General features: G+C 71.8%; 24 protein-coding genes and 1 pseudogene. 17 read left to right on the plus strand and 8 right to left on the minus strand.

The genetic code is table 11. The annotated features are described in order from the left end of the window. Nucleotides 1–7 precede the first annotated feature (7 nt). From ACWEQO_RS08470 to ACWEQO_RS08505, 8 genes and pseudogenes are all read left to right on the plus strand, one after another. Complete coding sequence (locus ACWEQO_RS08470) at nucleotides 8–1345, plus strand: hypothetical protein (RefSeq protein ID WP_361451974.1); 1338 nt, start codon at nucleotides 8–10, stop codon at nucleotides 1343–1345. Nucleotides 1346–1740: 395 nt separating this feature from the next. Continuing rightward, nucleotides 1741–3090: a diacylglycerol/lipid kinase family protein gene (locus ACWEQO_RS08475; protein WP_452980382.1), complete on the plus strand. Its 1350-nt coding sequence runs from the start codon at nucleotides 1741–1743 to the stop codon at nucleotides 3088–3090. Nucleotides 3091–3304: 214 nt separating this feature from the next. After that, nucleotides 3305–3625 carry a hypothetical protein gene (locus ACWEQO_RS08480; protein WP_452980385.1) on the plus strand — a complete coding sequence of 107 codons (321 nt, stop codon included), beginning with the start codon at nucleotides 3305–3307 and terminating at the stop codon, nucleotides 3623–3625. A gap of 258 nt (nucleotides 3626–3883) precedes the next feature. Continuing rightward, nucleotides 3884–4087, plus strand: coding sequence for a cold-shock protein (locus tag ACWEQO_RS08485; protein WP_048585022.1), 204 nt, complete (start codon nucleotides 3884–3886; stop codon nucleotides 4085–4087). 273 nt (nucleotides 4088–4360) lie between these two features. Next, on the plus strand, nucleotides 4361–5851 hold the full coding sequence (locus ACWEQO_RS08490) for a DEAD/DEAH box helicase (RefSeq protein ID WP_452980389.1): 1491 nt from the start codon (nucleotides 4361–4363) through the stop codon (nucleotides 5849–5851). A gap of 46 nt (nucleotides 5852–5897) precedes the next feature. Beyond that, a pseudogene (locus ACWEQO_RS08495) lies at nucleotides 5898–6336 on the plus strand (CBS domain-containing protein). Then, nucleotides 6321–6647, plus strand: a complete 327-nt coding sequence (locus ACWEQO_RS08500; RefSeq protein ID WP_361451964.1) for an SCO5918 family protein — start codon at nucleotides 6321–6323, stop codon at nucleotides 6645–6647. Before ACWEQO_RS08495 ends, ACWEQO_RS08500 begins: the two are co-directional and overlap by 16 nt. A gap of 223 nt (nucleotides 6648–6870) precedes the next feature. Then, a complete protein-coding gene (locus ACWEQO_RS08505; protein ID WP_452980392.1) occupies nucleotides 6871–7203 on the plus strand; it encodes a WhiB family transcriptional regulator in 333 nt (110 codons plus the stop codon). A gap of 199 nt (nucleotides 7204–7402) precedes the next feature. Here ACWEQO_RS08505 and ACWEQO_RS08510 read toward each other — a convergent pair whose 3' ends face one another. Continuing rightward, the gene (locus tag ACWEQO_RS08510) at nucleotides 7403–7741 is read right to left on the minus strand and encodes a MerR family transcriptional regulator (protein WP_361451958.1); all 339 of its coding nucleotides are present in this window, start codon (nucleotides 7739–7741) and stop codon (nucleotides 7403–7405) included. Between the two features lie 773 nt (nucleotides 7742–8514). Next, nucleotides 8515–9243: a GntR family transcriptional regulator gene (locus ACWEQO_RS08515; RefSeq protein ID WP_452980395.1), complete on the minus strand. Its 729-nt coding sequence runs from the start codon at nucleotides 9241–9243 to the stop codon at nucleotides 8515–8517. A 139-nt stretch (nucleotides 9244–9382) separates the two neighbouring features. Between ACWEQO_RS08515 and deoC the strand changes: the two genes are divergently transcribed. Then, nucleotides 9383–10138: a deoxyribose-phosphate aldolase gene (deoC, locus tag ACWEQO_RS08520; RefSeq protein WP_452980398.1), complete on the plus strand. Its 756-nt coding sequence runs from the start codon at nucleotides 9383–9385 to the stop codon at nucleotides 10136–10138. Nucleotides 10139–10180: 42 nt separating this feature from the next. On the opposite strand, the gene ACWEQO_RS08525 is transcribed toward deoC, so the two are convergent. After that, entirely contained in the window at nucleotides 10181–10855 is a 675-nt protein-coding gene (locus tag ACWEQO_RS08525) for a TetR/AcrR family transcriptional regulator (protein WP_452980401.1), read from the minus strand. A 142-nt stretch (nucleotides 10856–10997) separates the two neighbouring features. Then, complete coding sequence (locus ACWEQO_RS08530; protein ID WP_452980404.1) at nucleotides 10998–12359, minus strand: MFS transporter; 1362 nt, start codon at nucleotides 12357–12359, stop codon at nucleotides 10998–11000. Between the two features lie 338 nt (nucleotides 12360–12697). On the opposite strand from ACWEQO_RS08530, the gene ACWEQO_RS08535 reads away from it, so the two are divergent. Further along, the gene (locus ACWEQO_RS08535) at nucleotides 12698–14839 is read left to right on the plus strand and encodes a restriction endonuclease (RefSeq protein WP_452980407.1); all 2142 of its coding nucleotides are present in this window, start codon (nucleotides 12698–12700) and stop codon (nucleotides 14837–14839) included. 115 nt (nucleotides 14840–14954) lie between these two features. After that, the gene (locus tag ACWEQO_RS08540) at nucleotides 14955–15398 is read left to right on the plus strand and encodes a hypothetical protein (protein ID WP_452980746.1); all 444 of its coding nucleotides are present in this window, start codon (nucleotides 14955–14957) and stop codon (nucleotides 15396–15398) included. 37 nt (nucleotides 15399–15435) lie between these two features. Here ACWEQO_RS08540 and ACWEQO_RS08545 read toward each other — a convergent pair whose 3' ends face one another. Next, nucleotides 15436–16053: a LysE family translocator gene (locus tag ACWEQO_RS08545; RefSeq protein ID WP_452980410.1), complete on the minus strand. Its 618-nt coding sequence runs from the start codon at nucleotides 16051–16053 to the stop codon at nucleotides 15436–15438. A gap of 111 nt (nucleotides 16054–16164) precedes the next feature. On the opposite strand from ACWEQO_RS08545, the gene ACWEQO_RS08550 reads away from it, so the two are divergent. The 5 genes from ACWEQO_RS08550 (at nucleotide 16165) to ACWEQO_RS08570 (ending at nucleotide 19834) form a co-directional block, all read left to right on the plus strand. Further along, nucleotides 16165–16617: an Lrp/AsnC family transcriptional regulator gene (locus tag ACWEQO_RS08550; RefSeq protein WP_452980413.1), complete on the plus strand. Its 453-nt coding sequence runs from the start codon at nucleotides 16165–16167 to the stop codon at nucleotides 16615–16617. 132 nt (nucleotides 16618–16749) lie between these two features. Further along, nucleotides 16750–16872: a DUF397 domain-containing protein gene (locus ACWEQO_RS08555; RefSeq protein WP_452980416.1), complete on the plus strand. Its 123-nt coding sequence runs from the start codon at nucleotides 16750–16752 to the stop codon at nucleotides 16870–16872. A gap of 137 nt (nucleotides 16873–17009) precedes the next feature. After that, entirely contained in the window at nucleotides 17010–17837 is an 828-nt protein-coding gene (locus ACWEQO_RS08560) for an SAM-dependent methyltransferase (RefSeq protein WP_452980419.1), read from the plus strand. Between the two features lie 506 nt (nucleotides 17838–18343). Beyond that, the gene (locus tag ACWEQO_RS08565; RefSeq protein ID WP_452980422.1) at nucleotides 18344–18835 is read left to right on the plus strand and encodes a glutathione peroxidase; all 492 of its coding nucleotides are present in this window, start codon (nucleotides 18344–18346) and stop codon (nucleotides 18833–18835) included. 126 nt (nucleotides 18836–18961) lie between these two features. Continuing rightward, nucleotides 18962–19834 carry a MerR family transcriptional regulator gene (locus ACWEQO_RS08570; RefSeq protein ID WP_452980425.1) on the plus strand — a complete coding sequence of 291 codons (873 nt, stop codon included), beginning with the start codon at nucleotides 18962–18964 and terminating at the stop codon, nucleotides 19832–19834. Between the two features lie 221 nt (nucleotides 19835–20055). On the opposite strand, the gene ACWEQO_RS08575 is transcribed toward ACWEQO_RS08570, so the two are convergent. From ACWEQO_RS08575 to ACWEQO_RS08585, 3 genes are all read right to left on the minus strand, one after another. Beyond that, nucleotides 20056–20247, minus strand: a complete 192-nt coding sequence (locus tag ACWEQO_RS08575; RefSeq protein WP_361451924.1) for a DUF397 domain-containing protein — start codon at nucleotides 20245–20247, stop codon at nucleotides 20056–20058. Between the two features lie 225 nt (nucleotides 20248–20472). After that, nucleotides 20473–21330 carry a helix-turn-helix domain-containing protein gene (locus ACWEQO_RS08580; protein WP_361451921.1) on the minus strand — a complete coding sequence of 286 codons (858 nt, stop codon included), beginning with the start codon at nucleotides 21328–21330 and terminating at the stop codon, nucleotides 20473–20475. A 335-nt stretch (nucleotides 21331–21665) separates the two neighbouring features. Continuing rightward, entirely contained in the window at nucleotides 21666–22424 is a 759-nt protein-coding gene (locus ACWEQO_RS08585) for a GOLPH3/VPS74 family protein (RefSeq protein ID WP_361451919.1), read from the minus strand. A 247-nt stretch (nucleotides 22425–22671) separates the two neighbouring features. Between ACWEQO_RS08585 and ACWEQO_RS08590 the strand changes: the two genes are divergently transcribed. Next, nucleotides 22672–25284, plus strand: coding sequence for a D-alanyl-D-alanine carboxypeptidase (locus tag ACWEQO_RS08590; RefSeq protein WP_452980430.1), 2613 nt, complete (start codon nucleotides 22672–22674; stop codon nucleotides 25282–25284). The last annotated feature ends 144 nt before the right edge of the window (nucleotides 25285–25428 follow it).

Consider the following 25428-nt stretch of genomic DNA (forward strand, 5'->3'; position numbering starts at 1 on the left):
GACGCCCATGAACCCGGCCACGGCCCCGGGCCCGCCCGACCCCGGCGGAGCCGCGACCCCGGAACCCGCCTTCACCGCCGACGAACGAGCGGAGTACGAGCGGCTGCGCCGCCAGTCGGCGGTGCGCCACCGGCGGGCACGCGTGGCGGGCTCCTCGCTCCTCCTCGCGCTGACCCTGCTGCTCGCTCCCCTGGCCGTCGTCGCGGCCTGGGTCCAGGACACGGTCTCCGACACCGACAGGTACGTGGAGACGGTCGCACCGCTGGCGTCCGATCCGGCCGTGCAGCAGGTCGTGATCAACCGGCTCACGGACCACGTGATGGAGAACGTGGACGTCACGGCGGTGACGGACTCACTCGCCCGGACCCTCCGGGACGCCGGGGCGCCGCCCGGCGTCGTGGCGGGAGCCGAGTCCCTCACCGGTCCGCTGCAGGACGAGGTCAGGACGGTCGTGCACCGCACCGTCAGCCGTGTGATCACCGGCGACACCTTCCAACAGGCGTGGGAGAGCGCCAACCGGCGGGCGCACACCGCGGTGGTGACCATGCTCACCGGTGACAGCACGGGTGCCGTGCGCGCCCGGGGCGACACCGTCCGGCTGGATGTGGGACAGGTCGTCGACCAGGTGCGGGAGCGGCTCGTCGACGCGGGCTTCGACCAGGCGGCCGCCATCCCGGACACCGACCGGACGATCACCCTGTTCCAGACCGAGCAGCTGGGCAAGGCGCAGGACCTGATGCGGCTGCTGGACGTCCTCGGCGTCTGGCTGCCCGTCCTGACCGTGGTGCTCGCCGCGCTCGCCGTGTGGACCGCCCCGGCACACCGCGTGATGCTGATGGCCACCGCGACGGGTGTCGGCGTGATGACGGTCGTGCTGCTCGTCGCGCTGGCCGTGGTCCGGCGGGTCTACCTGGACTCGGTTCCGCCCACGACGCTGCCGCCCGGCGCGGCGGCGACGGTCTACGACACGTTCGTCCTCTTCCTGCGTGACAGCGCCCGCACCCTGCTGGTCGTCTCGGTGATCACGGCACTGGTGGCGTACCTGTACGGTCCCGGACGTCCTGCCCGCGCCGTCCGCACGACGGCGCAACGGGGTGCGACGGCCGCCGGCCGGGCGCTGTACCGCGCCGGAGCGGGCACCGGGGCCGCCGGACGCCTGCTGGCGGACCACCGGGCGTGGATCACCGGCGGTGTCTTCGCGGCCGGGGCGCTGGCACTGGTGCTCTGGAACCGTCCGACGGTCGGAGCGGTGGTGCTCGTCCTCGGTGTCGCCCTGGCCGTCCTGGCGCTCCTGGCGGTCCTCGCGGCCGCCGCTCCCCCCGCCCATGGGGAACCCGGCGCCTGATCCGAGGCGGGTGCCCCGTCCACCGGCGGCGCCTCACTCGGCGCGCACCCTCACCCCCGCCGGGTGAGGTCCCCCGGCGCCCGCCCCGGGCACGCTGAAGACGGCACGGCCCCGCTGCCGGCGGGCGCCCGGGAGCGCGGGAGACCACGGCCGACGGCCGGCCCGGCGGCGTCGACGAGCCCGCCGGGCCGTCCAGGATCCGCGACCGCGGCGCCCTCACGGACGAGGAGTTCCGCAGGGCGAAGGAACTGGTCCCGACCGGCCACGGCCCGGCGGAGCACCCGGGCTCCACCGCCCGCGCCCCCGGTCGCCGGGCACCCGCGGCCCGCGACGGGTGCCCGGAAGCGCGGGGACGCGAGGAGAAGGGCCGACAGGTGGAACGGCGTGGAGGTGACATGAGGCAGTCCGGCGGGGCGAAGGCCCCGGCCGCACGCGAAGGCGGGGCCGGGCGGGCCCGCCTCGCCCTGCTCGCCCTGCTGGGGAGCGTCCTGGTGCCGCTCGTCGCCGCCGGTCTGCGGAGCGTGCTGTGGGTGCCGGTCGGCGTCGCGGGGCTCGCGCTCGCCGCCGTCGGCGTGTGGTGGGTCCTGGCCCACACGGGGGTGCTCCGCGCCCTCGGCGCGGTCCTGTCGGTGGCCGCGCCGATCGCCGTGCTCGTCCTGTACGGCACGTTCGGTCTGCTGGGGCCGGCCCTGGTGTCCCTGGCCCTGTGGGCGCTGGCCGTCACGACGGCGCGTACGGCCCTGACCCCGGATCACCCCGCCTCCGAACAGGCCGTCACCGAGGCGCCCCGCGCCCCCTGGATCCTCATGAACCCGCGCTCCGGCGGCGGCAAGGTGGGCCGCTTCCGGCTGGCGGAGAGGGCCAGGGCGGCGGGCTGCCGGGTGGTCCTGCTCGACGCGGGCCGGGACGTCGTCGAGCTGGCCCGGCAGGCCGTCGCCGAGGGGGCCGACCTGCTGGCGGTGGCGGGCGGCGACGGCACCCAGGCCCTGGTGGCCGAGGTCGCGGCGCGCCACGACCTGCCGTTCATGGTGGTTCCCGCGGGCACCCGCAACCACTTCGCCCTCGATCTCGGCCTCGACCGCAAGGATCCGGCCACGGCCCTGCAGGCCCTGACGGACGGCGTCGAACTCCGCGTCGACCTCGGGTACGCCGCGGACCGGGTCTTCGTCAACAACGCCTCGTTCGGGACGTACGCGTCCGTCGTCACCGACCCCGCGTACCGGAACGCCAAGACCCGCACGACCCTGCGCACCCTCCCCGGCCTCCTCACCGGCGAGGAGGCGCTCAGGCTGCGGGCACGGGCCGGCCGCACCCGCGTCGACGGGCTCCAGGCCCTGCTCGTCAGCAACAACCCCTACGGACGTGCCGTGGACGCGGCCCGTCCGGGGCGCAGGGAGCGGCTGGACACGGGGCTCCTCGGCCTGGTGTGCGTGCGGGTCGGCAGCACCGCCGAGGCGGCGCGCCTCGTGCACGGTCCGCGCTCCGGGGCACTCGTCCGGCTGGCCGCCGAGGAAGTCGTCGTCGACGCCGGCACGGACACCCTCCCGGTCGGCATCGACGGGGAACACGTCGTCCTGCCGTCCCCCGTGGTCTGCCGCAGCGCGCCCGGTGCGCTGCGGGTCCGCGTGCCGCGCCACCGCCCGCACGCACGGCGGGGCGGCGGCGCGGCGGCCGACTGGCCGCGCGTGGCACGCCTGGCGCTGGGCCGTCCGGCCCCGGGCCGGCCGGTGACTCGGCCGGGGTGACGGCGGTGACCGCGTCGCCCCGTGTGCCCCGGAGCCCCGCTGTCCTCCCCCTCCTCCCGGCGAAGCGGCCGGGAGGAGGGCCGGGGCTCAGTCGGTGGAGAGGCCCCGGGGCAGGTCCACCGGCCTCGGGATTCGGCAGCGAGCGGGCGACGTCGCCCTGCGCGACCATGCCGACCGGGTCGTGCCCGTCGATCACCGGCAGGCGTCGCACCTTGTGCTGGATCATCGTGCGCGGGATCTCCTCCGCACCGTCGTCAGCGCCCGTGGTCACGGCCTCGCCCGGCGTGGCTTCCCCGGTGGCGAGCAGGTCGTGGAGGACCGCCCCGCCGAGGAACGGGCGGCCGAGGAGACCCTCGCGGCCCTCGGCGGGATGGACACCGGCGACCCCGGGTTCGTGCCCCGGCTGCCCGAGCTGCGCAAGGACGTCCGGGAACACGCCCGGGCCGAGGAACGGTCCATGGCCATCCGTCGGCGGAAGCGGAAATCCACGGATCGCCGGGGTCCGGACAACATTATATCTGTACCGGCGGGATGAGAGTTCTACGGAACGTGCGGGCAGTTTCCCTGCAGCAGCGAACAGAGCGGAATTATTCACCCCGCACAGGCCGCCACAACGTGCTACCGTCAATCGCAGTTGCAGTTGTGGTTCCCGAATTCCAAGTTCTTCTCAGGCGGCTTCTGTGCCACTGGAAGCGCCTTTGGCACCGGTCTTTTTCCGGGCGGGGTGATCATCGCGGCGACACGGCGTCCGCACAGTGCGGGTGCCGACTCACTGCCCCGAAGGAGAAAAGACATGACTACTGGCACCGTGAAGTGGTTCAACGCGGAAAAGGGCTTCGGCTTCATCGAGCAGGACGGCGGCGGCCCCGACGTCTTCGCCCACTACTCGAACATCGCCGCCCAGGGCTTCCGCGAGCTCCAGGAGGGTCAGAAGGTGAGCTTCGACATCGCGCAGGGGCAGAAGGGCCCGACGGCCGAGAACATCGTCCCCGCCTGACGCCGGCGCGCACTTCGTAGCTGGGGCCCGCATCCTTCGGGGTGCGGGCCCCAGCTGCATGCACGTTGCGCGGTGGTTTCACCCACGGAACGACTCCGGGAATCCGCTTGATCGCGTCCACGGATTCCCTTCGAGAGCCCCAGCACATCTCCTCTCGACCGCATCGCAGCGCACGATTGTCTTCACGCCCCATTCGGCCTGTTCTTGCAATTCTCCGCGCCGCTCATCGCTGCGGGAATTCCTTGATATGTGCCGCATCGAGGAAGGTTCCGCATGAACCGCACACGCACGAACGACCGTTTCGCCCGTACTCGGAACGGAAGCGCCGCTCCCGGGGGGAAGGGCAACCGGTTCGAATCGTCGCCCCCGCGCCGCTCCGGCGGACCGGTCCGTTCCCCTGGTCACAGCCGCCGCTCCACCGCGTTCCAGGGTGAGTTCGCCCTCCCCGAGACGATCACCCCGGCGCTGCCCGCGGCGCCGGACTTCGCCGATCTCGACATGCCCGCGGAGCTGCTGACCGCGCTCGGCTCGCAAGGCGTGACCGCACCGTTCCCGATCCAGGCCGCGACGCTGCCGAACTCGCTGGCCGGCCGGGACGTCCTCGGTCGGGGGCGCACCGGTTCCGGCAAGACCCTCGCCTTCGGGCTGGCCCTGTTGGCCCGTACGGCCGGGCAGCGCGCCGAGGCCCGACAGCCGCTGGGGCTGATCCTCGTACCGACGCGTGAACTCGCACAGCAGGTCACCGACGCGCTCACGCCGTACGCCCGCGCAGTGAAGCTGCGCCTGGCCACGGTCGTGGGAGGGATGCCGATCGGCAGGCAGGCCGGCGCGCTGCGTCGTGGCGTCGAGATCGTCGTCGCCACCCCCGGACGCCTCAAGGACCTCGTCGAACGCGGTGACTGCCGCCTGGACCGGGTGGCCGTCACCGTCCTCGACGAAGCGGACCAGATGGCCGACATGGGCTTCATGCCGCAGGTCACCGACCTGCTCGACCAGGTCCGCCCCGGGGGCCAGCGCATGCTGTTCTCCGCCACTCTCGACCGCAACGTCGACCTGCTCGTGCGTCGCTACCTGAGCGACCCCGTCGTGCACTCCGTCGATCCGTCGGCCGGCGCGGTCACGACGATGGAGCACCACCTGCTCCACGTCCACGGCGCCGACAAACACGCGGCCGTCACCGAGATCGCCGCACGCGACGGCCGCGTGATCATGTTCCTGGACACCAAACACGCCGTCGACCGCCTCACCGAGCACCTCCTGAACAGCGGGGTGCGGGCCGCCTCCCTGCACGGGGGCAAGTCGCAGCCGCAGCGCACCCGTACCCTGACGCAGTTCAAGAACGGACACGTCAGCGTGCTGGTGGCGACCAACGTCGCCGCGCGCGGCATTCACGTCGACAGCCTCGACCTCGTCGTCAACGTCGACCCCCCGACCGACCACAAGGACTACCTCCACCGCGGCGGCCGCACGGCCCGCGCCGGCGAGTCCGGCAGCGTCGTCACCCTGGTCACCCCGAACCAGCGCCGCGCCATGACCCGCCTCATGGAGATGGCCGGCATCTCCCCGCAGACCACCCAGGTCCGCGCGGGCGCGGAGGCCCTGCACCGCATCACCGGCGCCCAGGCCCCCTCCGGCATCCCGGTCGTCATCACCGCACCGGTGGTCGAACGTTCCAAGCGCGGCGCCACCTCACGCGGCCGGCGCCGCTCGGCTTCGGCGACCCGGCGCACTCCCGCGCAGCGGCCCGTCTCCGACGCGGCCTAGAACCGTCTTGCTCAGGAAGCTGACCCATCTCTGCAGGAGGCACCTCTTGACGCTGGTCCAGATGCATTCCCGCTCAACGAGCACCGACACCGTGCCCAGGACGGTCGCCGACGCCATGGACCCGGCCGGGCCTCAGGTCTGGGACGACATGACCGTCGAGGTGGCGCTGTCCGTCATGGCCGCCGCCCGCACGGGTCACCTCGTCGTCTGTGACGAGGACGGCCAGTACATCGACCTGGTCACCCGGGCCCGGCTCACCGCGGTGCGGGACGGTTCCGGCTACACCGACCGGCTCCGCCTGCGCGACATCTCCGGCGCCACGACGACGGGCCCTGCGCCTCGCCGCTGACCGCGGTGGCCGAGGCGAGCGCGCAATGCGGCACCGTCGGCTCGGGGCCCTGCCCGTGGTCGACGAACACGGCAACGCCCCGGGCGTCGTCGCCCCCTCCCCTTCTCCTTGTGAGGCGTCATGCGTTGTGTCATAGCCCGCTTTCCGTTCGAGCTCACCAAGGAGGGCGTGCTGGAATCGATGAAGGGCGTCAAGCCCGAGCCGGTCACCGGCGACTTCGTCGTCATCGGGCGCCGCCGCTACCCCGCCAAGCAGGTCGGCCAGGTCGTCACCCGCCAGGACCGTCGCGATTTCAGCGGCGGTGAGGTCCTCAGGGCCATGGCCCGGCTCGGCTTCACCTGCCGCACCGTCCCCGAGGCCGCAGAGGCCGCAGAGGCCGCAGAGGCGAGGATCGTCGACCCGCTCCAGCGGGCTTCCGCACTGCTCGGCGCCCCCGTGTCCGTCTGACCGACGGGAGAGCCCGGCACAGGGCGTGGACGGTCCGGTGCGGTGGAGAGGCGGCCGTGGCTCATCGCAGCGGGGCTTCCCCGGCCGAGCCCGTACGGGACCCGTCGGGCTGACAAGTCCACGGACACGCTTTTACAGTGGTGGGCACGACCTCTGCCGGGCCTGCGGCACCCCTGTGCCGCAGCCACCTGCCGGCTCAGCCGGCATCTGGCGGAGGTGTGCCGTGCCAGACGACCGTCGGCCTTCTCGCTTCAGCGCTGACCCGTTCCCCGCCGCACGCGGATGGATCCGCGACGCCGCGTGCGTGGGCGAGGACCCCGAGCTCTTCTTCCCTCTGGTCGAACGGGACAACGAGCCCCAGGTCGCTCGCGCCCGTGCGGTCTGCCATCGTTGCCGCGCCCTGCTCGCCTGCCGCCGGTGGGCCGTCGAGCAGGGAGAGGACGTCGGCATCTGGGGTGCGACCACCGCCGCGCAGCGTCGCGCCATCCGCCGGGAGCTGTTCGGCGGCCCGGCGGGACGAACGACGGGGAAAACGGTTGACGCGCGTCGGGAATGACCACTCGCAGCCGGGATGTCGGCCATACGGTGCAGCCCCGAGCCGTCCGAAGGGGACTCGATCACCGGTCTGATCGTCGGCCCGGCGGCGTCGGCGACTCGTCTCCTCGGACCGCCGTTCCGGGTCGGATCGCGGGGCCCGGCCTGACCCGCCGCCGGCCACGGCCCTGGTGGGCCGCCGTCCGCTGTGAGGGGGCGGGTCAGGCGTCCGCCTTGTGTCCGGTCCCGACCTCACCGCGGCGCAGTTCGTCGTTGATGCGCCGGGCCTCTTCCAGTTGGTCTTCCAGGATGATGATGCGGCAGGCCGCCTCGATGGCGGTGCCCTGGTCGACCATCTCCCGGGCACGGGCGGCGATGCGCAACTGATAGCGGGAGTAGCGGCGGTGGCCGCCCTCCGAGCGCAGGGGCGTGATCAGCCGGGCTTCACCGAGGGCCCGTAGGAAGGCGGGCGTGGTACCGAGCATCTCCGCTGCTCGTCCCATGGTGTAAGCGGGGTAGTCGTCGTCGTCGATTCGGTCGAGCGGCGTGTCTGTGGTCATCTGCACCTCTGAGGGGGGAATGCGTCGAGGGGCCTTGGTGCCGTACGGCACCAAGGCCCCGAGGGATTTGTAACACCATCAACCGGCTTTCTGCGATGCCGGCCTTCTGTTTTCGCACCGGCCCCCGACGGGGGGCGGAGAGTGCGGGGATCGCGGATGCGTGACCGTGGGACCACCTTCCGTTCCGGGGCCTGCGGTACCCGGGCGGACCGTTCTCGCCCGGGCGATCCTGATGGCGTCCTCCTCCTTCTCTCTTCCTTCTGACGAGCTTCTCACTTCTGCGGACCTGCGTACTTCCGGCGGCCCTCCTACGGCCACCGGGCCCGGCGGTCAGCGAGGGGACCCCGAGCCTGCTTCGGCCCCGCCACTCCACCGCCGTGCCAGAACCTCCGTGTCCGCGCGGGCAGTTCGTGTCTGCCACGCCTCACCGACTTCCTGGCTACGACAGACACATTAACCTCGAAGCCTGCGCATGTCTACAGCAGCCGCTACAGGTTTCAGCCCGTGCGAGTGAAAGGTTCTCCACCGGCACCCATGTGGCGCAGCCCTTCGGCTTCGGCCGGGGCATGATGCGCGGGAGCGGCGGCCGCCGCGGCCGTACGACCGTCGCGGCACCACGACGGGCCGACGGCGTTCACGGCCGACGAGCAGCGGAGCGGCCGAGGACGCGCACGCAGACCGAGACGGCGAGCCGATCCTGTCCGGTTCACCGGCTGACCACAGCTGCTCGGAGCGACGGGTCGGACGCCTGAGGCGTCCGCGCGGTCACGGCGCTAGGACACCTCGTGGCGGGCGACGGAGAAGTCGACCTGGAGTGCGTAGCGGTGGGCGACGTAGGAGCTGACCGTGTGTTCCAGCGGGGCTCCGTGCTGGTCGGTGATGGAGCGGGTCTCGACGAGCATCGGGGTGTCGGCGCCCACGTCGAGTTCGGGCGCGTCGTCGCCGGCGGTGCGGGCGGTCAGGACGGAGGAGCCGAGGGTCGGGTGCAGGCCCAGGCGGCGCAGCGCGTTGTGCAGGGAGCCGGTCTCCAGGTCCGCGGCGAGCAGGGCGTCGAGGGCCGCGGGGAAGGCGGCGTGTTCGACGGCGACGGGCAGGTCGTCGAAGAGCCGGACGCGGCTGATCGCGACCACGGTGGCGTCCTCGCCGGGGGCGTCCGGGTACAGCGTGGCGGCCTCGGCCGGCGTGGCGGGGCGCAGGCCGGCCCGCAGGACGCGGGAGCGGGGTGTCCTGCCGGCCGCCAGTGCCTCGTCGTGGAAGCTGAGCAGGGTGCCGACGGGGCGGGCGGCGGCGGCCTTGCGGACGAAGCTGCCCCGGCCGGGCACGCGTTCCAGCAGGCCGTCGCGCTCCAGTCCGGCCAGGGCGGCGCGCACGGTCATCCGCGAGACGCCGAACTGCTCGGCCAGGCGCGGCTCCGAGGGGAACGGGTCGCCGTCACGCGCGTCGGCCAGACGGCGGCGCAGCTGCTTCTCGATGCGTTCGTACAGGGGCTGCGGTGCGGCCATGGCGGGCGTGGTCCTCCGGTCTCTCCGGTCTCTCCGGTTCGGTGCGGGGCGGCCGAGGGCCGGTGCGGGGTCCGTCGACACCACCATCCTCACCTGTATAGGCTGTATAGACAGCTTAGGACGACCGGAGGGAACCACCATGTCCGCTGCCTCGATCCCCTCGGCGCGCCGGGACGGTCCGCTGCCCGCGCGCGAGGAAGTGGCGAAGATGATCGACCACTCGCTGCTGCGGCCGGAACTGACCCCGGCCGAGGTCGCCGCGGGCCTGGCGGTCGCGCGGGAGCACGGCACGGCCTCGGTGTGCGTGCGCCCGGCCGACGTACCGGCCGCCGTGACCGCGCTCGCCGGCAGCGGGGTCGCGGTCGGCACCGTGGTCGGCTTCCCGCACGGCGGGGCGACCACCGCGGCCAAGGTCTTCGAGACCACCGAACTGGTCGCCCTGGGGGCGCAGGAGATCGACATGGTCGTCGACATCGGCCGGCTGCGCGGCGGCGACGCCGCGTACACCCAAGGCGAGATCGCCGCCGTCGTGGAGGCCGCCCGGGGCCGCACGGTCAAGGTGATCTTCGAGAACGCCTACCTGGACGACGACCGGAAGACCGCCGGGTACCGGGCCGCCGAAGCGGCGGGCGCGGCCTTCGTGAAGACCAGCACGGGCTTCGCCCCCGGTGGGGCGACCGCCCACGACATCGCCCTGATGCGGCGCACCGTCTCCCCGCACGTCCAGGTCAAGGCCGCCGGCGGCGTGCGCACGCTCGACGCCCTGCTGGAACTGCACCGGCTGGGCGCCACCCGCTTCGGCGCGACCGCCACCGCCACCATCCTCGACGACCTCCAGGGCCGCCTCACCGGCGCCGCGCCCCTGGTCGGCGGGGACACGGGCACCGGCTACTGAGCGCCGCGCCCCCGGCACGCGGCTGCGGGCGGGGCACCGGGTTCAGAGCAGGTCCCGGGCCTCGTCGCGCAGCGTCGACAGCGCGTGCCGCGCGGCCGCGGTGTCCGGCAGCACGGCGAACAGCAGGGGGCTGCCGGCGGCCGGCTCCTCGGCCAGGATCCGGCGGATCCACTCCATGCCGTCCCTGAGCTCGGTGTACGCGTCCGCCGTCCCGCCGCTGCGGGCGAAGTCGCCGAGCGCCGACCGGTGCATCGCGTCGATCAGCGCGGAGAGCGCCATCGGCAGGAACGCCGGACCGTCCGGGGGCAGCCGGTCACGCAGGTACGCCCGCGTCAGGGCGACGTAGCGCTCGTTCTCCAGCACCTCGCGCCTGCGCAACTCGGGCACGACCCGGGTCAGCCGGTAGCGCTGGAGCACCAGTTCGGGCCTGCTCAGGAAGTCGAGCATCACCACCTCGGTGGCCGCGATGACGACGTCCACCGGCGAGCGTCCCCCGGTCGGCTTCACCAGGTGGCGCGCCAGCAGCTCCAGCCGCGCGGAGTGATCGGGGAAGGCCAGCTCGTCCTTGCCGTCGAAGTACCTGAACACCGTGCGCCGTGACACCCGCGACGCGTCCGCGACGGCCTCCACGGTGACGCTCTCGTAGCCCTGCTCCAGGAACAGCGCCATCGCCGTCTCCGCGATGCGGTACTTCGTCTCCAGCCCCCGCTCGGCCACGGCTCCTCCCCTCCTCCCCTCTCCTCGGCCCCTCCACGTCTTCCCGCGAAGCCGTCGTGAGTCCGTGCGTCTGTGAGTCTATGGCCACGGTCGCGGAGGGAGGCCGGGCCGGTGCGGGCGGCGACGGCACGGTTCCGCCCGGTCACTTCACCCCTTCCGCACGGGCCGGAGAGACCGGGCCGGCGTCCTGGCCGGCCCGCCGGTCCTCGGAGCGCACCGTCCGGTGCAGCACCGGCAGGAGCAGCACGCCGAGGACGGCGGCGCCCACGAGCACGGCGTGTCCGGCGGACTCGCTCCCCCGGCCCTCGGCGAGTCCGTACAGGTAGGGGCCGACGAACCCGCCGAGCAGCCCGACCGTGTTGATGAACGCGAGCCCGGCCGCGGCCATCAGCCCGGACATCCTCGCCATCGCGACCGACCAGTAGAGCGGGAGGATGCCGACCAGCAGCAGCATCGCGGCGTCGATCAGCAGAATGCGCAGGACGGCGCCGTCGGAGAGGCTGTACGCGATCGCCACCGGGACCGTGGCGAGCGTCACGTACGTCAGGACCCGGATCTCGTTGCGCACGCGGCGCTGGATCCACGGGATTGCGAGCACGCCGATGAACGAGGCGATGCCGGCGCTGCCGCTCACCACACCGATCAGGAAGGACCCCTCGACGTCGAGGCTCTCGACGATGGACGGGAAGTTGTACTGGATCGCCACGCTGCTGACCTGGTTCGCGAAGTAGATCAGGGACAGCGCGAGGATGAACGGCCGGGCGAAGGCGATCCTGGCGTTGCCCTTCAGGGTGCCGTGCCCCGGGGCGGTCCGCACGACCGCGCGCTCGTTCAGCACCGCGGCCTCCCGCGCCGTCAGCCACTTCGCGTCCTGTGGCCGGTCGGGCACGAGGCGCCACACGAAGTAGGCGACGACCACGGTGAGCAGGCCCTCGACGAGGAACATCCACTGCCAGCCGTACAGTCCGCCCGCTCCGTGGAGCTCCATGAGAGCGCCGCCGAGGGGGGCTCCGAGCGCGAAACCGGCGCACACGGCGAGGTAGAGGATCCCGACCACGGTCACCCGCTGCCTCTGCGAGAACCAGAGCGTGACGGTGTACATGAGCGCCGGGTACAGGCCGGCCTCGGCCGCGCCGAGCAGGAACCGGATGACGTAGAAGGACAGTTCGTCCTGCACGAACATCATGCAGGAGCAGAGCAGTCCCCAGGTCACGGCGATCCGGGTGATCCAGCGCCGCGGTCCGACCCGGTACATGATCAGGTTGCTGGGCACCTCCAGGAGCGCGTAGCTCAGGAAGAAGATGCCGGCGCCGACCCCGTACGCCGCGGCGCTGATGCCCACGTCGGCTTCGAGTGACGTCTTGGCCATCCCGACGTTGGTGCGGTCCACGAACGCCATGAAGTACGTGAGGCACAGGATCGGCAAGAGACGGAAGGCCGCTTTGCGGCTCGCCGTGGCGTGCAGGGCGTCGGTGCCGTCCTGCGCGGTTCGCTGCTGTTTCACAACGGGGCTCCCGGAGCGTATGGCACTGGATGTCATTTTTTGACACTCGGTGGCGCTGGACTGTGCCACACGCCACACGGGGGCACAAGACCTCCGGCACAGGTTCGAGTCGACGCTCCCGAGTGCGAGCGGCGGCGGAACCGGCGTCCGCGAAGCCGCCCGCCACCGCCGTTGCGGACGCGGGCGCACCGGGGCGGTGGAGACGAAGTGAAGGCAGTCTGAAGCAAGCGTGTGGGCGCGTGGTTGGTTGCCGACTAAAGTCTTTTCATCACTGCTGGTTACGGGGCCGGAGCCTGGTGCGCGCATGCCGGGTCGCCGGTGGGGAGGGCCTGTCGAGCATGAGCCGTCGCTCCAATGGGTTGGTCGCCGTCTGGGCCGAGGCGCAACGCCAACAGCAACGTCAACAGGAGGCGCAAGCCAGGTTCCAACGGGAGCAGGAGCGGCGACATCGCGCCCACCAGCGGGAGATCACACGCAGCTACCGTGAGCGGAGAGCGGCGTACCGGGAGCAGCGCGAAGCGGAGGCCCGGCGTCGTACGCAGGAACTCGACGCGCAGGTCGAGGCGTTGCAGGGCCTGTTGACGACGGGATGCCGGGCTCCGGCGTTCCGGTCCGGCGCGCTCACCCGGCCGGAGCAGGTCGAGGCGTTCGCCCCGGGGCAGCTCGCGCACCCCGTCCCCATGCCGGACCCGAACCAGCATCACTACCAGCCGCAGCAGAGCGGCTGGACCGCCGCACGGCGGGCGCAGGCGCAGGCGGAGGCCCGCTCCAGGTTCGAGCGCGACTGGCATGCCGCGCAGGCCGCCGAAGCGCAGCGCCGGCACCAGTTGGCCGCCTACCAGGCGCAGTACCAGCAGTGGGCCGAGGCCCGGTTGGACGAGATCCGTCGGCACAACGCCGGCATCGCGGAGATGGCGGCGGGGCTTCGCAGCGGGGATCCGGAGGCCGTGGTGGAGTACTTCTCCGCCGCCCTCTACGCCTCGACCGGCTGGCCGGAGGACATGCCCCGCCAGTTGTCCGCGGCGTACGACCCGGGGGCGCGCCAGCTGGTGCTGAACCGGGAGCTGCCCAGGTACGACGTCGTCCCGGAGGCGAAGTCGGCGCGCTACATGGTCAACGCCGACCAGGTGAAGGAGTCGCCCCGGCCGGTCACCCAACGCCGCGCCCTGTACCGGGACGTGCTCGCGCAGTGTCTCCTGCTGGTTCTGCGGGACCTGTTCGCGGCCGACGAGTTCGGCGCGCTGGAGTCGGTCGCGCTGAACGGGTTCGTGGACGATCACGACCCGGTGACCGGCAGACGGGTGCCCATGTTCCTCGGCACCGTCATGGCTTCGCGTTCGACGTTCGCCGCGCTGCACCTGGAGCAGGTGAACGCGGTCAACTGCCTGGTGGACGGCCTCCGGGGGCAGTTGTCCTCGCGCCCCGACCAGTACGCGTCCGTGCGGCCCGGCCGGCTTCCCGAGGACGTCGGCAACGGCGTCGTCACCCATGGGGACGGCGGGGAACCGGATCTGTACGAGATGGACCCCATCGCCTTCGAGACGCTGGTCGCCGACCTGTTCCGGGCGATGGGCATGCAGGCCGTGACCACCCAGCGCTCGAACGACGGCGGTGTCGACGTCGACGCGCTGGACCCGGCCCCGATCCGCGGCGGCAAGATCGTCGTGCAGGTCAAGCGCTACCGCAACACGGTCCCCCCGACCGCCGTCCGCGACCTGTACGGAACCGTCCAGGACGCCGGCGCCAACAAGGGTGTCCTGGTCACCACCTCCTCGTTCGGCCCCGGCTCGCACACCTTCGCCAACGGCAAGCCCCTGGAACTGGTCGCGGGCTCCGAACTGGTCGACCTGCTGCACCGCCACGGGCTGCGCGGACGCCTGGGCGGCGGCGAACGCCCGGTGCCCGACCGGCGGACGGCACCGGACAGCGAGACCGCCGGTGACACCGGCGGTGACACCGGCACCGGCAGCGACACCGGCAGCGACACCGGCGCGGACGACCACAACGTGTTGGGCATGTACTGGTCGGGCAACGTCGCCCTCGACGTGTGCGCGCTCGTCTGCCACGGCAACCGGGTCCTGGACGACGACCACTTCGTCTTCTACAACAATCCCCGCACACCCGACGGCACGGTGCGCACGCTCGTCCCCGTCGCACCGGACAGGGCCGCCGTCCAGGTCTCCTTCGACGCCCTGCCGGCCCACGCCGACCGCCTCGTCGTCATCGCCGCGGTCGACCCCGTGGCCAACCCCGGGGCCGACCTGTCCGGGTTCGCCGACGCCGGCATCCGACTGCTGGACTCCGAGGGCTCCCCGCTCGGCCAGTTGCCGGTCTCCGAGGGCCGCCCGGACGAAACCGCCCTCGTCCTGGGGTCCTTCCGCCGCCGCGCGAACGGCGACTGGGACTTCGTCACCGGAGGCCGGGGATACCGGGGCGGCCTGGAGGAACTGGTCCGCGACTACGGTGTCGACGTGGAATAGCTCCGCCGTCGAACGGCCGGGGCGCTGCGGAGGCGGGGACAAGATGGACGAGGCGGACGAGGCGGACGAGGGGGCGAAGGGCATAACGACCTGGGGACTGGTCATCGAGACGACCATGGGTGCCGGAGAACGCAAGCACACCGAGGCATACGTGCTCGCTCACGTCACCGGAGAGCGTGAGGAGGCACTCGCGGAGCTGGAACGGCGGGCACGGAGCTACTCGCCTCCGCACCCCAGGAGCCCCAAGCGCCGTCGGCTCCTGCGGCAGGACGACGGGTTCCTGCTCGTCGTGGACGGGGCGTGGCAGTCGTTCGTCACCCGGTTCACGGTGGCGGAACTGATCGAGGACTCCGCCGCACCCCCCGCCCCGGAACCTGCGCCGGAAACCGTGCCGGAACCCGCCGTGGAAACCGTGCCGGAGCCTGTCCCGGAACCTGTGGCGGAGGCGCCGAGTGCCCCCGTCGCCGCAGCACCCGAGCCTGCGGAACAGCAGATCGAGCGGTACGCGGACGGGGTCCCGGTCAAGCCCGCCTGGCTGGGACGCACCGACCTGTCGTGAGGACGCCACCGGTCGGTGTCCGGTGGGGCGGGCCCGGTCAGGCGGCCAGGCGTTCCGCGAGCAGGACGACACCGATGCCGATCATGAGGGCGCCCGAGGCGCGGGTGACCGCCCGGGCCGCGGAGGGCCGGGTCTTCAGAACGGTGCGGGCGAGGACGCCGACCGTGAGGTAGACCAGCGCGCAGGCGGCCATGTGCAGGGTGCCGAACAGGCCGGTCTGCGCGGCTACGGGCCAGCCGCCGGTGGGGTCGATGAACTGCGGGAACAGCGAGAAGTACAGCAGCAGCGCCTTGGGGTTCAGGCCGCTGATCCCGGCGCCCTTGAGCATCACCTGCCTCCGGGAGGCGCCGGCCGTCTCCTCGGAGGCCGCCAGGACGGCCGGCCGGCGCAGCACGTTCCAGCCCAGCCGGACCAGGTAGCCGGCTCCGGCGACGGTCAACGCGGTGAGCACGACCGGCGAGCTCGCCACGATCACGACCAGGCCCGCGACGGCCAGGATCGTGTAGCCCGCGTACCCGGCGAGCAGCCCGGTCACGGCCGGGAGGACCGAGCGCTCCCGCAGGCCCGCCGAGATCGTGAAGGCCCAGTCCGCCCCCGGGGTGCACACCAGCAGGAGGTCCACCGCCAGAAAAGCCGCCAGCGTGGTCGCGTCCATGGATCCGTCTCTCTTGCATATCCGACTACGCAAGCGAGGCTAGGCCGGACCGGCCCGAAGGTGTTCCCGTCTTTGCCCCGGGATCCCGCCCGCCGGAGGAGAATCTCCTCCATGGACGCCCTGGACCGGAAGATTCTTGCTGAGCTGCAGATGGACGGCCGTCTCACGGTCACCGAACTCGCCGCACGTGTGCGGCTGAGCGTCTCGCCCTGCCACCGCCGCCTGCGCGACCTCGAACGCGACGGCGCGATCCGCGGTTACCGCGCCATGGTCGACCCCGCCGCCGTCGGCCTCCACTTCGAAACCCTCGTCTTCGCCACGCTGCGCTGGGAGGATCCCGACACCGTCACCTCCTTCGAGGAAGCAGTGAGCGCCATCCCGCACGTCCTCCAGGCCCAACGCCTCTTCGGCGAACCCGACTACCTCCTGCGGGTCGCCACCACCGACCTCACCGCCTACCAGCAGCTCTACGACCAGCAGCTCGCCCGCCTGCCCGGAGTGCAGCGCCTGACCTCCACCCTCGTCATGAAGAACGTCGTCGACGACCGCCCCTTGCCCGCGTAGACCGCCGGCGCGGGCCGGACACCACACCACCCGACCGCACTCGGGTCCGAGCCGTTGCCGATATCTGTGGACCAGACCGCATCAGTCACGTGCCCTCATCCATGAGCCGACCGAGGAGGTGTGAGGAGCCGGATGACCGCCCGCACAGCCGTCCGCGACTCGAAGGACCCGACTCGCGCCGTCTTCTCCGTCCCCGCTCCGGTGTTCGCCGCCTTCGTCGACGGCCTGAAGACCCGCTCGGGGCCTTCGGTGTAGCAACAGGCGTTCTGCTGCGCGGTGAAGTGGCTGGAACAAGTGCTTCGGTCGCTGGTTTTGACGCCAACCAGGGTGAAATCCGGTCACGTTCGCCTACGTTGAGCGCACTGATCGTGCTCACCACAGGAGGCCCAGCCGTGTCGGAGGACACCACCCCGGACAGTGCCGGTTTCGAGACACGTGCCCGCATCGATACGACGAAGCCGCACTCGGCGCGGTTCTGGAACTACTTCGTCGGGGGCAAGGACAACTACAAGGTCGACCGGGAGATCGGGGACCAGATCAAGGGCATCTTCCCCGGGCTGGTCGACGTGGCCCACACCAGTCGGCGGTTCCTCGGGCGGGCCGTCGGCCATCTGGCGGGGCAGCAGGGGATACGGCAGTTTCTGGACATCGGTACGGGGCTGCCGACCGCCGACAACACGCACCAGGTGGCGCAGCGCGTCGCTCCGGACGCGCGGATCGTGTACGTCGACAACGACCCGATCGTGCTGACCCACGCCAACGCCCTGCTGACCAGCACCCCCGAGGGCCGGACCGACTACCTGGACGCCGACCTTTACGACCCGGAGTCCGTCCTGCGGGCCGCCGCCGGGACGCTGGACATGTCCCGGCCCGTCGCACTGATGATCCTCAACACGCTCGGCCACGTCGCCGACTACGAGCAGGCACGTGATCTGGTGCGCCGGCTCATGGCGGGGCTCCCCTCGGGAAGCTACCTGGTGATCAGCGACAGCACGGCCACGAGCGAGGGCATGATCGCGGCCTCGAACGCCTACAACGCGAGCGGCGCCGTGCCGTACTACGTCCGTGAGGTCGAGGAGATCGCCGGCTTCTTCGACGGCCTGGAACTGGTGGAGCCGGGCGTCGTCCGGGTCCCGGAGTGGCGGCCGGAGGCCGATGCGCCGGACGAGGACGACGTGAAGGCCGTGGACGCCTTCTGCGGGGTGGGGCGCAAGCCGTAGACGGGGCGACAGGCAGGGGCCGACCACAGGTCGGCCCCTGCCTGTTCCCTGCCTGTTCCCTGCCTGTCCAGGTGGGGGCCGGGCAGGAACCCGTGCACTTTCGGTCGGTGGTTCGGGCGACTCCTGCGCGGTCGGGGCACGGGCGCATGGTGGTCGCGCACACGGTCCCGTCGACGCGGCCCCGGCGTTCACGGATCACGGCAAGCAGTCCGATCGCCGTGTCGGGGGGCGAGGCCGTGACAGCACCACGGGCCGTCGCACCGGTGCCCGGTCGGGATCGGCAGCGTCCGTGGCAGCGCACCCCGGCCGTGTCGGGATGGAGGTGCCGTCCCCGGTGTCGTGCGTCAGTACATTGGGCAGCGGCAGCGACCCTCGGGGCGGGGCCAGGTGAGGTGAACGGCACGGGCCCGCGCCCGTGTGCGGGTCGGAACGGACTCGGGGTGCACTTCGCCTCCTCCTCGGACGGAGGGGCGCTGCACGGAATCCGAAGGAAAGGTACAGGACTGATGTCTTCTTCTCCCCTCGATGTCGAGATCGGTGCTCTGAGCGGTGGGTCCGCCAAGCTGGGGCGGTATGCGGGGCAGGTCGTGCTGGTGGTGAACGTGGCCTCCAAGTGCGGGCTGACACCGCAGTACGCCGGGCTGGAGCTGCTGCACGAGAAGTACGCGGCACGGGGCTTCACGGTGCTCGGGGTGCCCTGCAACCAGTTCATGGGGCAGGAGCCGGGCACCTCGGAGGAGATCGCCGAGTTCTGCTCCGCGACGTACGGGGTGACCTTCCCGATGACCGAGAAGGTCGAGGTCAACGGGGAGGGCCGGCACCCGCTGTACGAGCGGCTGGTCGGCTTCGCGGACTCCGAGGGGCACAGCGGGGACATCCGCTGGAACTTCGAGAAGTTCCTGATCGGGCGGGACGGCGAGGTCGTCGCCCGCTTCTCGCCGCAGACCGAGCCGGAGGCGGCGGAGCTCGTGGCGGCGGTCGAGGGCGCGCTCGGCTAGCACCCCCTTTCAAGGGCCGACGCCCCCGCGTCCGGTTCCGGGGGCCGCGTTGACCTTGCCCCTGGGGCAGGGTCCAGCGTTCGTGTCGTCGGGCGGACGGGCCGCCCGACGACGGAGGATGGCGCGGTGGACCCAAGGACGGCCCCGGAGAGCGGGGAACTGCTCGGTATCGGCGCGTTCGCGGCGCGGGCACGGCTGTCGGCCAAGGCGTTGCGGTTGTACGACCGGCTGGGGCTGCTGGCGCCGGCGCGGGTCGACGAGGTCACCGGTTACCGGTACTACCGGACGGGCCAGGTCGAGCGGGCCCGTACGGTGGCGCTGCTGCGGCAGCTGGACATGCCGCTCGCCCGGATCGCCGAGGTTCTCGACGCGGACGACGGTGCGGCCGCGGCCGACCGGCTCACCGCCTACTGGGCGGACGTCGAGGCCCGGGTCGCCGGGCAGCGGACCCTGGCCGCGTTCCTCCGTGGACGGCTCTCTGGGAGGAGTTCCGAGATGTACGGGAAGTTCGCGGTCGAGACGGTGGACGTGCCGCAGCAGGTGCTGATCACCGAGACGCGGCACACGCTGGCGGACGAGTTGCCCGCGTGGATCGGGGCGGCGCTGGAACGGCTGGAGCGGGGCGCCGCGGAGTGCGGGGGCGTGGCCGGGGCGCCGTTCGTCGCCTACCACTCCGAGGTGTCGATGGAGAGCGACGGTCCTGCCGAGGCGTGTGTGCCGGTCGCCGACGAGGCGGCGGCGCGGGCCTGGGCCGAGGCGCGGGGCCGGGCGTGGGAGACGACGGTGAGGGTGGAGCCGGCCCGGCGGCTGGCCCGCACCCGGATCGCCAAGGCGCAGGTGGCTCATCCGCAGATCCTGGCCGCGTTCGAGGCGGTGGAGCAGTGGATGGTGGCCGAGGGGCTGGTGGCCGCGGGTCCGTGCAGGGAGGTGTACTTCGCGGACTGGGAGGCCGCCGGGGCCGAGGATCCGGTGTGCGACGTCGCTTTTCCGGTGCGCTGAGCCGTTGAGCCGTTGAGCCGTTGAGCCGTTGAGCCGTTGAGCCGTTGAGCCGCTGAACCGCTGGGGCAGCGTGCTGCGGTGAGGCGAGTCGCGGGGAGGCGTTCGCCGTGCCGAGAGGGTGACGGGACGGACCGAGCCCTCTCGGCAAGGACGGCGGTCTCGTCGAGAGGGCTCCGTGGAGCTCTGTCCGGCTCCGGTCTTCTCAGACCCTCACGGTCTTCTCAGACCTTCACCGAGGCCACGAAAGCGTTCCACGCGTCCGTGGGGAAGGCCAGCTTCGGGCCCTCGGGAACCTTGGTGTCCCCGAGTTCCAGTGCCGCCTCGGTGGTCGACCTGACCATCACGCACGCGCCGTTGTTGTTGGTGTAGGAGGACGTCGTCCACGTTTCCGTGGCGCCCAGACGAATTGCCATGTTCGCTCCGTAGCCAGTTGCTGAGTTGCTGTCACCGGGCTGCGCATTCCGGCAGGTACCCGCAGAACGGATTTCGCCAACCGTCGTGCGTGGTTGGCGTGATCGACGCTACTGGTCGGCATCCTTTTCCGGCGTGGCCATTCACTCGACCGGGTGGCATATTCCAGGAGATACTTCCAGTCAGGCATGGCAGCGGTGTAGCATCCCGCCCTTCCCGTCAGCAGGTCAGCGCGCGTACTCCTTCGCGACGCTCTCCACGAGCTGGCGGGACTGTTCCACGTTCAGGGACTGCGCCCTCAAGTGCTCGTACATCACGGTGTACTTCTGCACGTCGTGCGGTTTCTCCAGGTACAGGTCGCTGGTCACGCCCTCGATGTAGACGACGCTCGAGTCGGCCGCGTCCGCGAACTCCAGGATGGAGTACTGGCCGTTGATGCCGGAGTGCGCGCCGACCTCGAACGGCAGCACCTGCACGGTGATGTGCGGCAGCTGGGACAACTCCATGACGTGTTCCAGCTGTTCGCGCATGACCTGCTTGCTCCCGACGACCCGGCGCAGCGAGGCCTCGTCCAGGACCACCCACAGCCGCAACGGGTCCTTGTCGGCGGTGATCCGGCCCTGTCGGCGCAGGCGCACCTCGACCCGCTTGTCGTTCTCCTGGTCGGACGACTCGGGCGAACCGCCCTGGACGATCGCCTCGGCGTACGCCCGGGTCTGCAGCAGTCCGGTGATGATCTGCGGTTCGTAGACCCTGAGCGACTCCGCGTCCGTCTCCAGGCCGATGTAGACGCTGTACGGGATGTCGCCGAAGGCATGCCACCAGCCCTGCTGGCGCGAGTCCTTGGCCATCTGCATCAGCGACTCGACGATCCGCTGGTCCTCCACCTCGTAGACGCCGCAGAGGTCGCGGACGTCACGCTGGCTGATGCTGCGCCGGCCGTTCTCCAGCCGGCTGATCTTCGACTGCGACACCAGCAGTCGTTCCGCCACTTCCTCGGCCGTCATGCCCTTGAGCTCGCGGAGCCTGCGGAGCTCCTGGCCCAGCCGGCGTCGCCTGACGGTGGGATTGACATTGGACGCCACGGGACGTGCACCTCCGGCTGCGTGCCTCGCACTTACTCGTACATGCCACTTTGCGTATCTGGTGTTGAGCAGACTGCCACCAAGGTGCTTCCCACCGCTGGGAAACAGTGGATATGCGACCACTGTCCGGCAGTTCACGGTGTGGTGACGCCGTGGACCGGAGCGGGCGGGTAACGTCGGTCGGTTGCGGTCGGTCGTGACGTCCGCCGGTTCGCGGCATGCCGAGCGGGGCGGAGAGAGCCGTGAACTCTCTCCGCCCCGCTCGAACAGCGGCTCCCGTGACCGGGTCTGCGGTGCCGTGGCCGACCAAGGGCCCCGGGGGCCCGGCCGTCGGCCTAGTGGGCGGCGGCGCGCGCCATGGATCCGTGGCGCGGCTGGGCCGGTACCCCTCGGGCGGGTTCCGGTCCGCCCCGGCCGCCGGTGGTGGTCTGACGGCCGCCCGCCGGGGCCGCGCCACGGCGTGGCTGGGCCGCCACGCCGTTCTGCACGTCCATCACGGCATGCGCCACCAGGCCGCCCATCGGGTCGTGCCGGATCAGGTCCCGCAACCGGGAACGCGAGGAGCGGCCCTCGTTCCCCGGGTACAGGTGCTTGCCGAGGCCCACCGCGTGCGCCAGTGCGGCGAGCGCCGCGGTCCGCGGGTCCGGCGGCACGCCGGTGCGGATCGCGGAGTCCAGCCGGGCCCTGATCTCCCGGCTGATCTCGGTGTCCGTCGCCTGGTAGCGAGTCGTCGGCAACACCCCGCACATCTGGCCGGCCACGGCATGCACCATGCCGCACCGCTCCAGATGCGAGAGGTAGGTCTGGCGGAGCCCGAGACGGGGCCCGCCGATCCAGTGGACGGCCCGGACCGGAGCGCCGCGCCTGCGCAGCAACTCCAACGCGCTGTCCAAAGTCGGATCTCCAGTCGGCCGTGGCACCACCACGGCGATACGATCCCCGTCCGGGGCTATCCGTCCGGCCAGTGCCAGCTCCACTAGCTGCGCTCCGGCCAGACCGAGGTCGAGCGACTGCGGCTGCGCAGTGGTACCCGTGGCCGGGTCCAGTGCCAGCAGCAAAAGCTCTTCCGGAAGTGTTCTTCGGCTCCTGCCCATCCATGCCTCCCCGCGTGGATGAATGACAGGGTGACCCCTCTCACATTGGTCTGTCGAGGGCGCGTGACCGGTTCGTGAGGGAACCGGCAGGTATGTCGTTCTCGTCTACCACGTGGGGGAAGCCCGTACACAGGACACTGGTACATGGTTCGGACAGCGCCGCTGAGCGTCGTCCGGGCGGGCGAATTGCGGATTCACGGTTCGGTTAGGCGTACGCGCTGACGCGCGGCGCACGGAGGAGGCATCGGTGGCGGGCGAGTCCCCCGACAGGTCGAAGCAGCGCGAGTCGTCGGCAGAACCGACGCCGGGGAGCGCGGGCCCGGTTCCCGAGGCCAGGAGTGAGGCGGAGGGCTCCGCGGAGAAGCGGGACCCCCGCCTGACGGTGAGTCGGGACGCGGCGTCGGCATCGGCGCCGTCGGAGTCGTCGGAGTCGTCCGCGTCGGCCAAGGGCTCCGCGGGGGGCGTCGATACCGCCACCCGGGTGCTGTCGGTGCGCGACGCGCAGACCGACGAGCAGGAGGACGAGACGGAGGACGGGGCGGCCCCGGATTCCGCCGGGTCGGGCTCCGGGGCCGAGGGAGCCGCGTCCGGCGGGCGTGACGATTCCGCTACGGATGGTGACGGGCCACTGCGGGCCGTAGCCGCCTCGTGGGTGCGGTCGGCGGACGAGGCGGAGCCGTCGGAGCAGGACGGGCCGGGGAAGGGCGCGGAGGGCCCCCAGAAGACCGAGGACGCCGACAAGGGCGCCACGGACGGCGCGGACGGCACGGACGAGCAGGAGGGCGGCGAGAGCCTCGACGAGGGCTCGGGCAAGCCTTCCGAGGCCGACGGCGCCGACGCGCCGAACGCCGACGCGGAGGCCGACGCCGACACGACCCCCGCCGTCGCCCGCACCGCCGATGCCACGGACACCGAGGACGCCGAGGACGCCGAGGACGCCGAGGACGCCGACGCTCCCGCCGCCGATGACGGCGGCGACGGCACCGACCCGGACACGGCACCCGGGACCGACAAGGCGAACAAGGCGAACAAGGCGAACAAGGCGGACGAGGCGGACGAGGCCGCGCCCGAGGCCGGTGCGGACAAGGCGAGCGGCACCGACGACGTCGACGCCAAGTCCGCCGCCGGGGCCGACGAGACCGACGCCGAGGATGCCGAGGACGCCGAGGGGGCTGCTCCCGAGGCGCCCCGCACCGATCAGCCCACCGCCGTCTTCAAGGCCCCGCGCCCCTCCGCGCCCGCCGTCGATCAGCCCACCACCATGCTGAAGCTGGGCGACGCGGCCAAGAAGGCCGACAAGGGCGACAAGGCTGCGGACAAGGCCGCCGACAAGGCGGCGGACACCGCCCCCCAGCCCGAGTCCGCGGCCGAGCGCACCAGCAAGTTCGTGCCGCTGAAGGACCTGGACGACCCCGAGGTGCGCAAGGCCCCGAAGCTCGGGGACTCCGTCACCACCGCGCTCCGGGTACCGCCCTCCGCGTCGCCCGCCCCCGCGTCGCCCGTCACTCCCCCCGCCGAGGCCACCCGTTCGGTCCCGCAGGTCGGGCCGGAGCTGACGAGGCAGCAGCCGCTGCCGCCCAAGCCGCCGCTGGATCTGCTGGCCGAGCTGACCAACACCCCGCCGCCGCCGGAGACCCCGCTGCGGACGGCCGTGCGGCGGGTCAAGATCTGGACGCCGCTGGTCATTCTGCTGGTGATCGTCTTTGCGGTCGTGCAGAACATGCGCCCGCTTCCCGCCCCCACGCTCGAACTCACCGCCGAGGACACCCACACCTTCGACGGCGACCAGGTGAAGCTGCCCTGGCCGGACGAGGGCCAGGGCTGGATGAGCGTCGACGGCATCGGCACGATGGGCCACTTCGGCGAGCAGAAGCCGGCCGCCATCGCCTCGGTCGCCAAGACCATGACCGCGTACGTCATCCTGCGCGACCACCCGCTGAAGCCGGGCGAGGAAGGCCCGAAGATCGAGATCGACCCGACGGCGGAGAAGGAGGGCGGCTACCACCAGCAGGGCGAGTCCACCCTCGACACCGTCAAGGCCGGCGAATTCCTCACCCAGAAGCAGGCCCTGTCCGCGGTCATGATCCCCTCTGCGAACAACATCGCCCGCCTGCTGGCGCGTTGGGACGCGGGCTCCGAGGAGGCGTTCGTCGAGAAGATGAACGCCACCGCCAAGGAGCTCGGGATGACCGACACGACATACACCGACCCGTCCGGTCTGAACAAGACCACCGTCTCCACCGCCGAGGACCAGGTGAAGCTCGGCATCGCGGCCATGAGGATCCCGGCCATGGTGGACATCACCAGTGTGGCCAGCTGGACGGACCCGACCGGCAAGTACTGGAGCAACCACAACGAGTTGCCCTTCACCATCGGCGCGATCGGCCTCAAGACCGGCAACACCACCGCGGCCGGCGGCAACCTGCTCTTCGCCACCCGTAAGAAGGTCGACGGCCAGACGGTGACCATCGTCGGCGCGATCCTCGGCCAGCGCAAGGCACAGTCGACCCTCGACCTGGTCAACGCGGTCAGCAAGACCGCACTGCTCGCCGCACAGGACATGCCGACCTCGGAGAAGATCCTGAAGAAGGGCGACGTCGTCGGGTACGTCGACGACCGGTTCGGCGGTCGCACCCCGGTCGTCGTCACCAAGGACGTCACCGCGGTCGGCTGGGTCGGCCTGGAGGTGAAGCTGAACCTCTCCGCCGACGCCCTGCCGCACACCGAGAAGGCCGGTACGAAGGTGGGCACGCTCACCGTGGGCGACGGCAAGAACAGCGCCGCCGTCAAGGTCCCGGTCGCGCTCCAGGAGGACCTCGTGGAGCCGGGCTTCTCGGACAAGCTGACGCGTCTCGGCTGATCCACCCCGCTCCACGGTGAGCGGCGGGCATCGCACCCCGCCGACCGGCGCCCGTCCTGGGCTCCGGTCGGCGGGGTGCGTGCTAGCGTCACGAAACGGGCAGGTCGCCGGTGACCGGGACACGGATGCCGGCGCCAGGGCGGA

It is taken from the genome of Streptomyces sp. NPDC004051 (assembly GCF_053604275.1).

What these genes read in the sequence shown, in the direction of transcription:
- deoC (WP_452980398.1), top strand. Translation starts at nt 9,383, where the DNA reads ATGTCCGCTGCCTCGATCCCCTCGGCGCGCCGGGACGGTCCGCTGCCC.
- ACWEQO_RS08490 (WP_452980389.1), top strand. Translation starts at nt 4,361, where the DNA reads ATGAACCGCACACGCACGAACGACCGTTTCGCCCGTACTCGGAACGGA.
- ACWEQO_RS08575 (WP_361451924.1), bottom strand. Translation starts at nt 20,247, where the DNA reads ATGGCAATTCGTCTGGGCGCCACGGAAACGTGGACGACGTCCTCCTAC.
- ACWEQO_RS08550 (WP_452980413.1), top strand. Translation starts at nt 16,165, where the DNA reads ATGGACGCCCTGGACCGGAAGATTCTTGCTGAGCTGCAGATGGACGGC.
- ACWEQO_RS08565 (WP_452980422.1), top strand. Translation starts at nt 18,344, where the DNA reads ATGTCTTCTTCTCCCCTCGATGTCGAGATCGGTGCTCTGAGCGGTGGG.
- ACWEQO_RS08585 (WP_361451919.1), bottom strand. Translation starts at nt 22,424, where the DNA reads ATGGGCAGGAGCCGAAGAACACTTCCGGAAGAGCTTTTGCTGCTGGCA.
- ACWEQO_RS08500 (WP_361451964.1), top strand. Translation starts at nt 6,321, where the DNA reads ATGCGTTGTGTCATAGCCCGCTTTCCGTTCGAGCTCACCAAGGAGGGC.
- ACWEQO_RS08510 (WP_361451958.1), bottom strand. Translation starts at nt 7,741, where the DNA reads ATGACCACAGACACGCCGCTCGACCGAATCGACGACGACGACTACCCC.
- ACWEQO_RS08515 (WP_452980395.1), bottom strand. Translation starts at nt 9,243, where the DNA reads ATGGCCGCACCGCAGCCCCTGTACGAACGCATCGAGAAGCAGCTGCGC.
- ACWEQO_RS08475 (WP_452980382.1), top strand. Translation starts at nt 1,741, where the DNA reads ATGAGGCAGTCCGGCGGGGCGAAGGCCCCGGCCGCACGCGAAGGCGGG.
- ACWEQO_RS08555 (WP_452980416.1), top strand. Translation starts at nt 16,750, where the DNA reads ATGACCGCCCGCACAGCCGTCCGCGACTCGAAGGACCCGACTCGCGCC.
- ACWEQO_RS08485 (WP_048585022.1), top strand. Translation starts at nt 3,884, where the DNA reads ATGACTACTGGCACCGTGAAGTGGTTCAACGCGGAAAAGGGCTTCGGC.
- ACWEQO_RS08470 (WP_361451974.1), top strand. Translation starts at nt 8, where the DNA reads ATGAACCCGGCCACGGCCCCGGGCCCGCCCGACCCCGGCGGAGCCGCG.
- ACWEQO_RS08535 (WP_452980407.1), top strand. Translation starts at nt 12,698, where the DNA reads ATGAGCCGTCGCTCCAATGGGTTGGTCGCCGTCTGGGCCGAGGCGCAA.
- ACWEQO_RS08545 (WP_452980410.1), bottom strand. Translation starts at nt 16,053, where the DNA reads ATGGACGCGACCACGCTGGCGGCTTTTCTGGCGGTGGACCTCCTGCTG.
- ACWEQO_RS08540 (WP_452980746.1), top strand. Translation starts at nt 14,955, where the DNA reads ATGGGTGCCGGAGAACGCAAGCACACCGAGGCATACGTGCTCGCTCAC.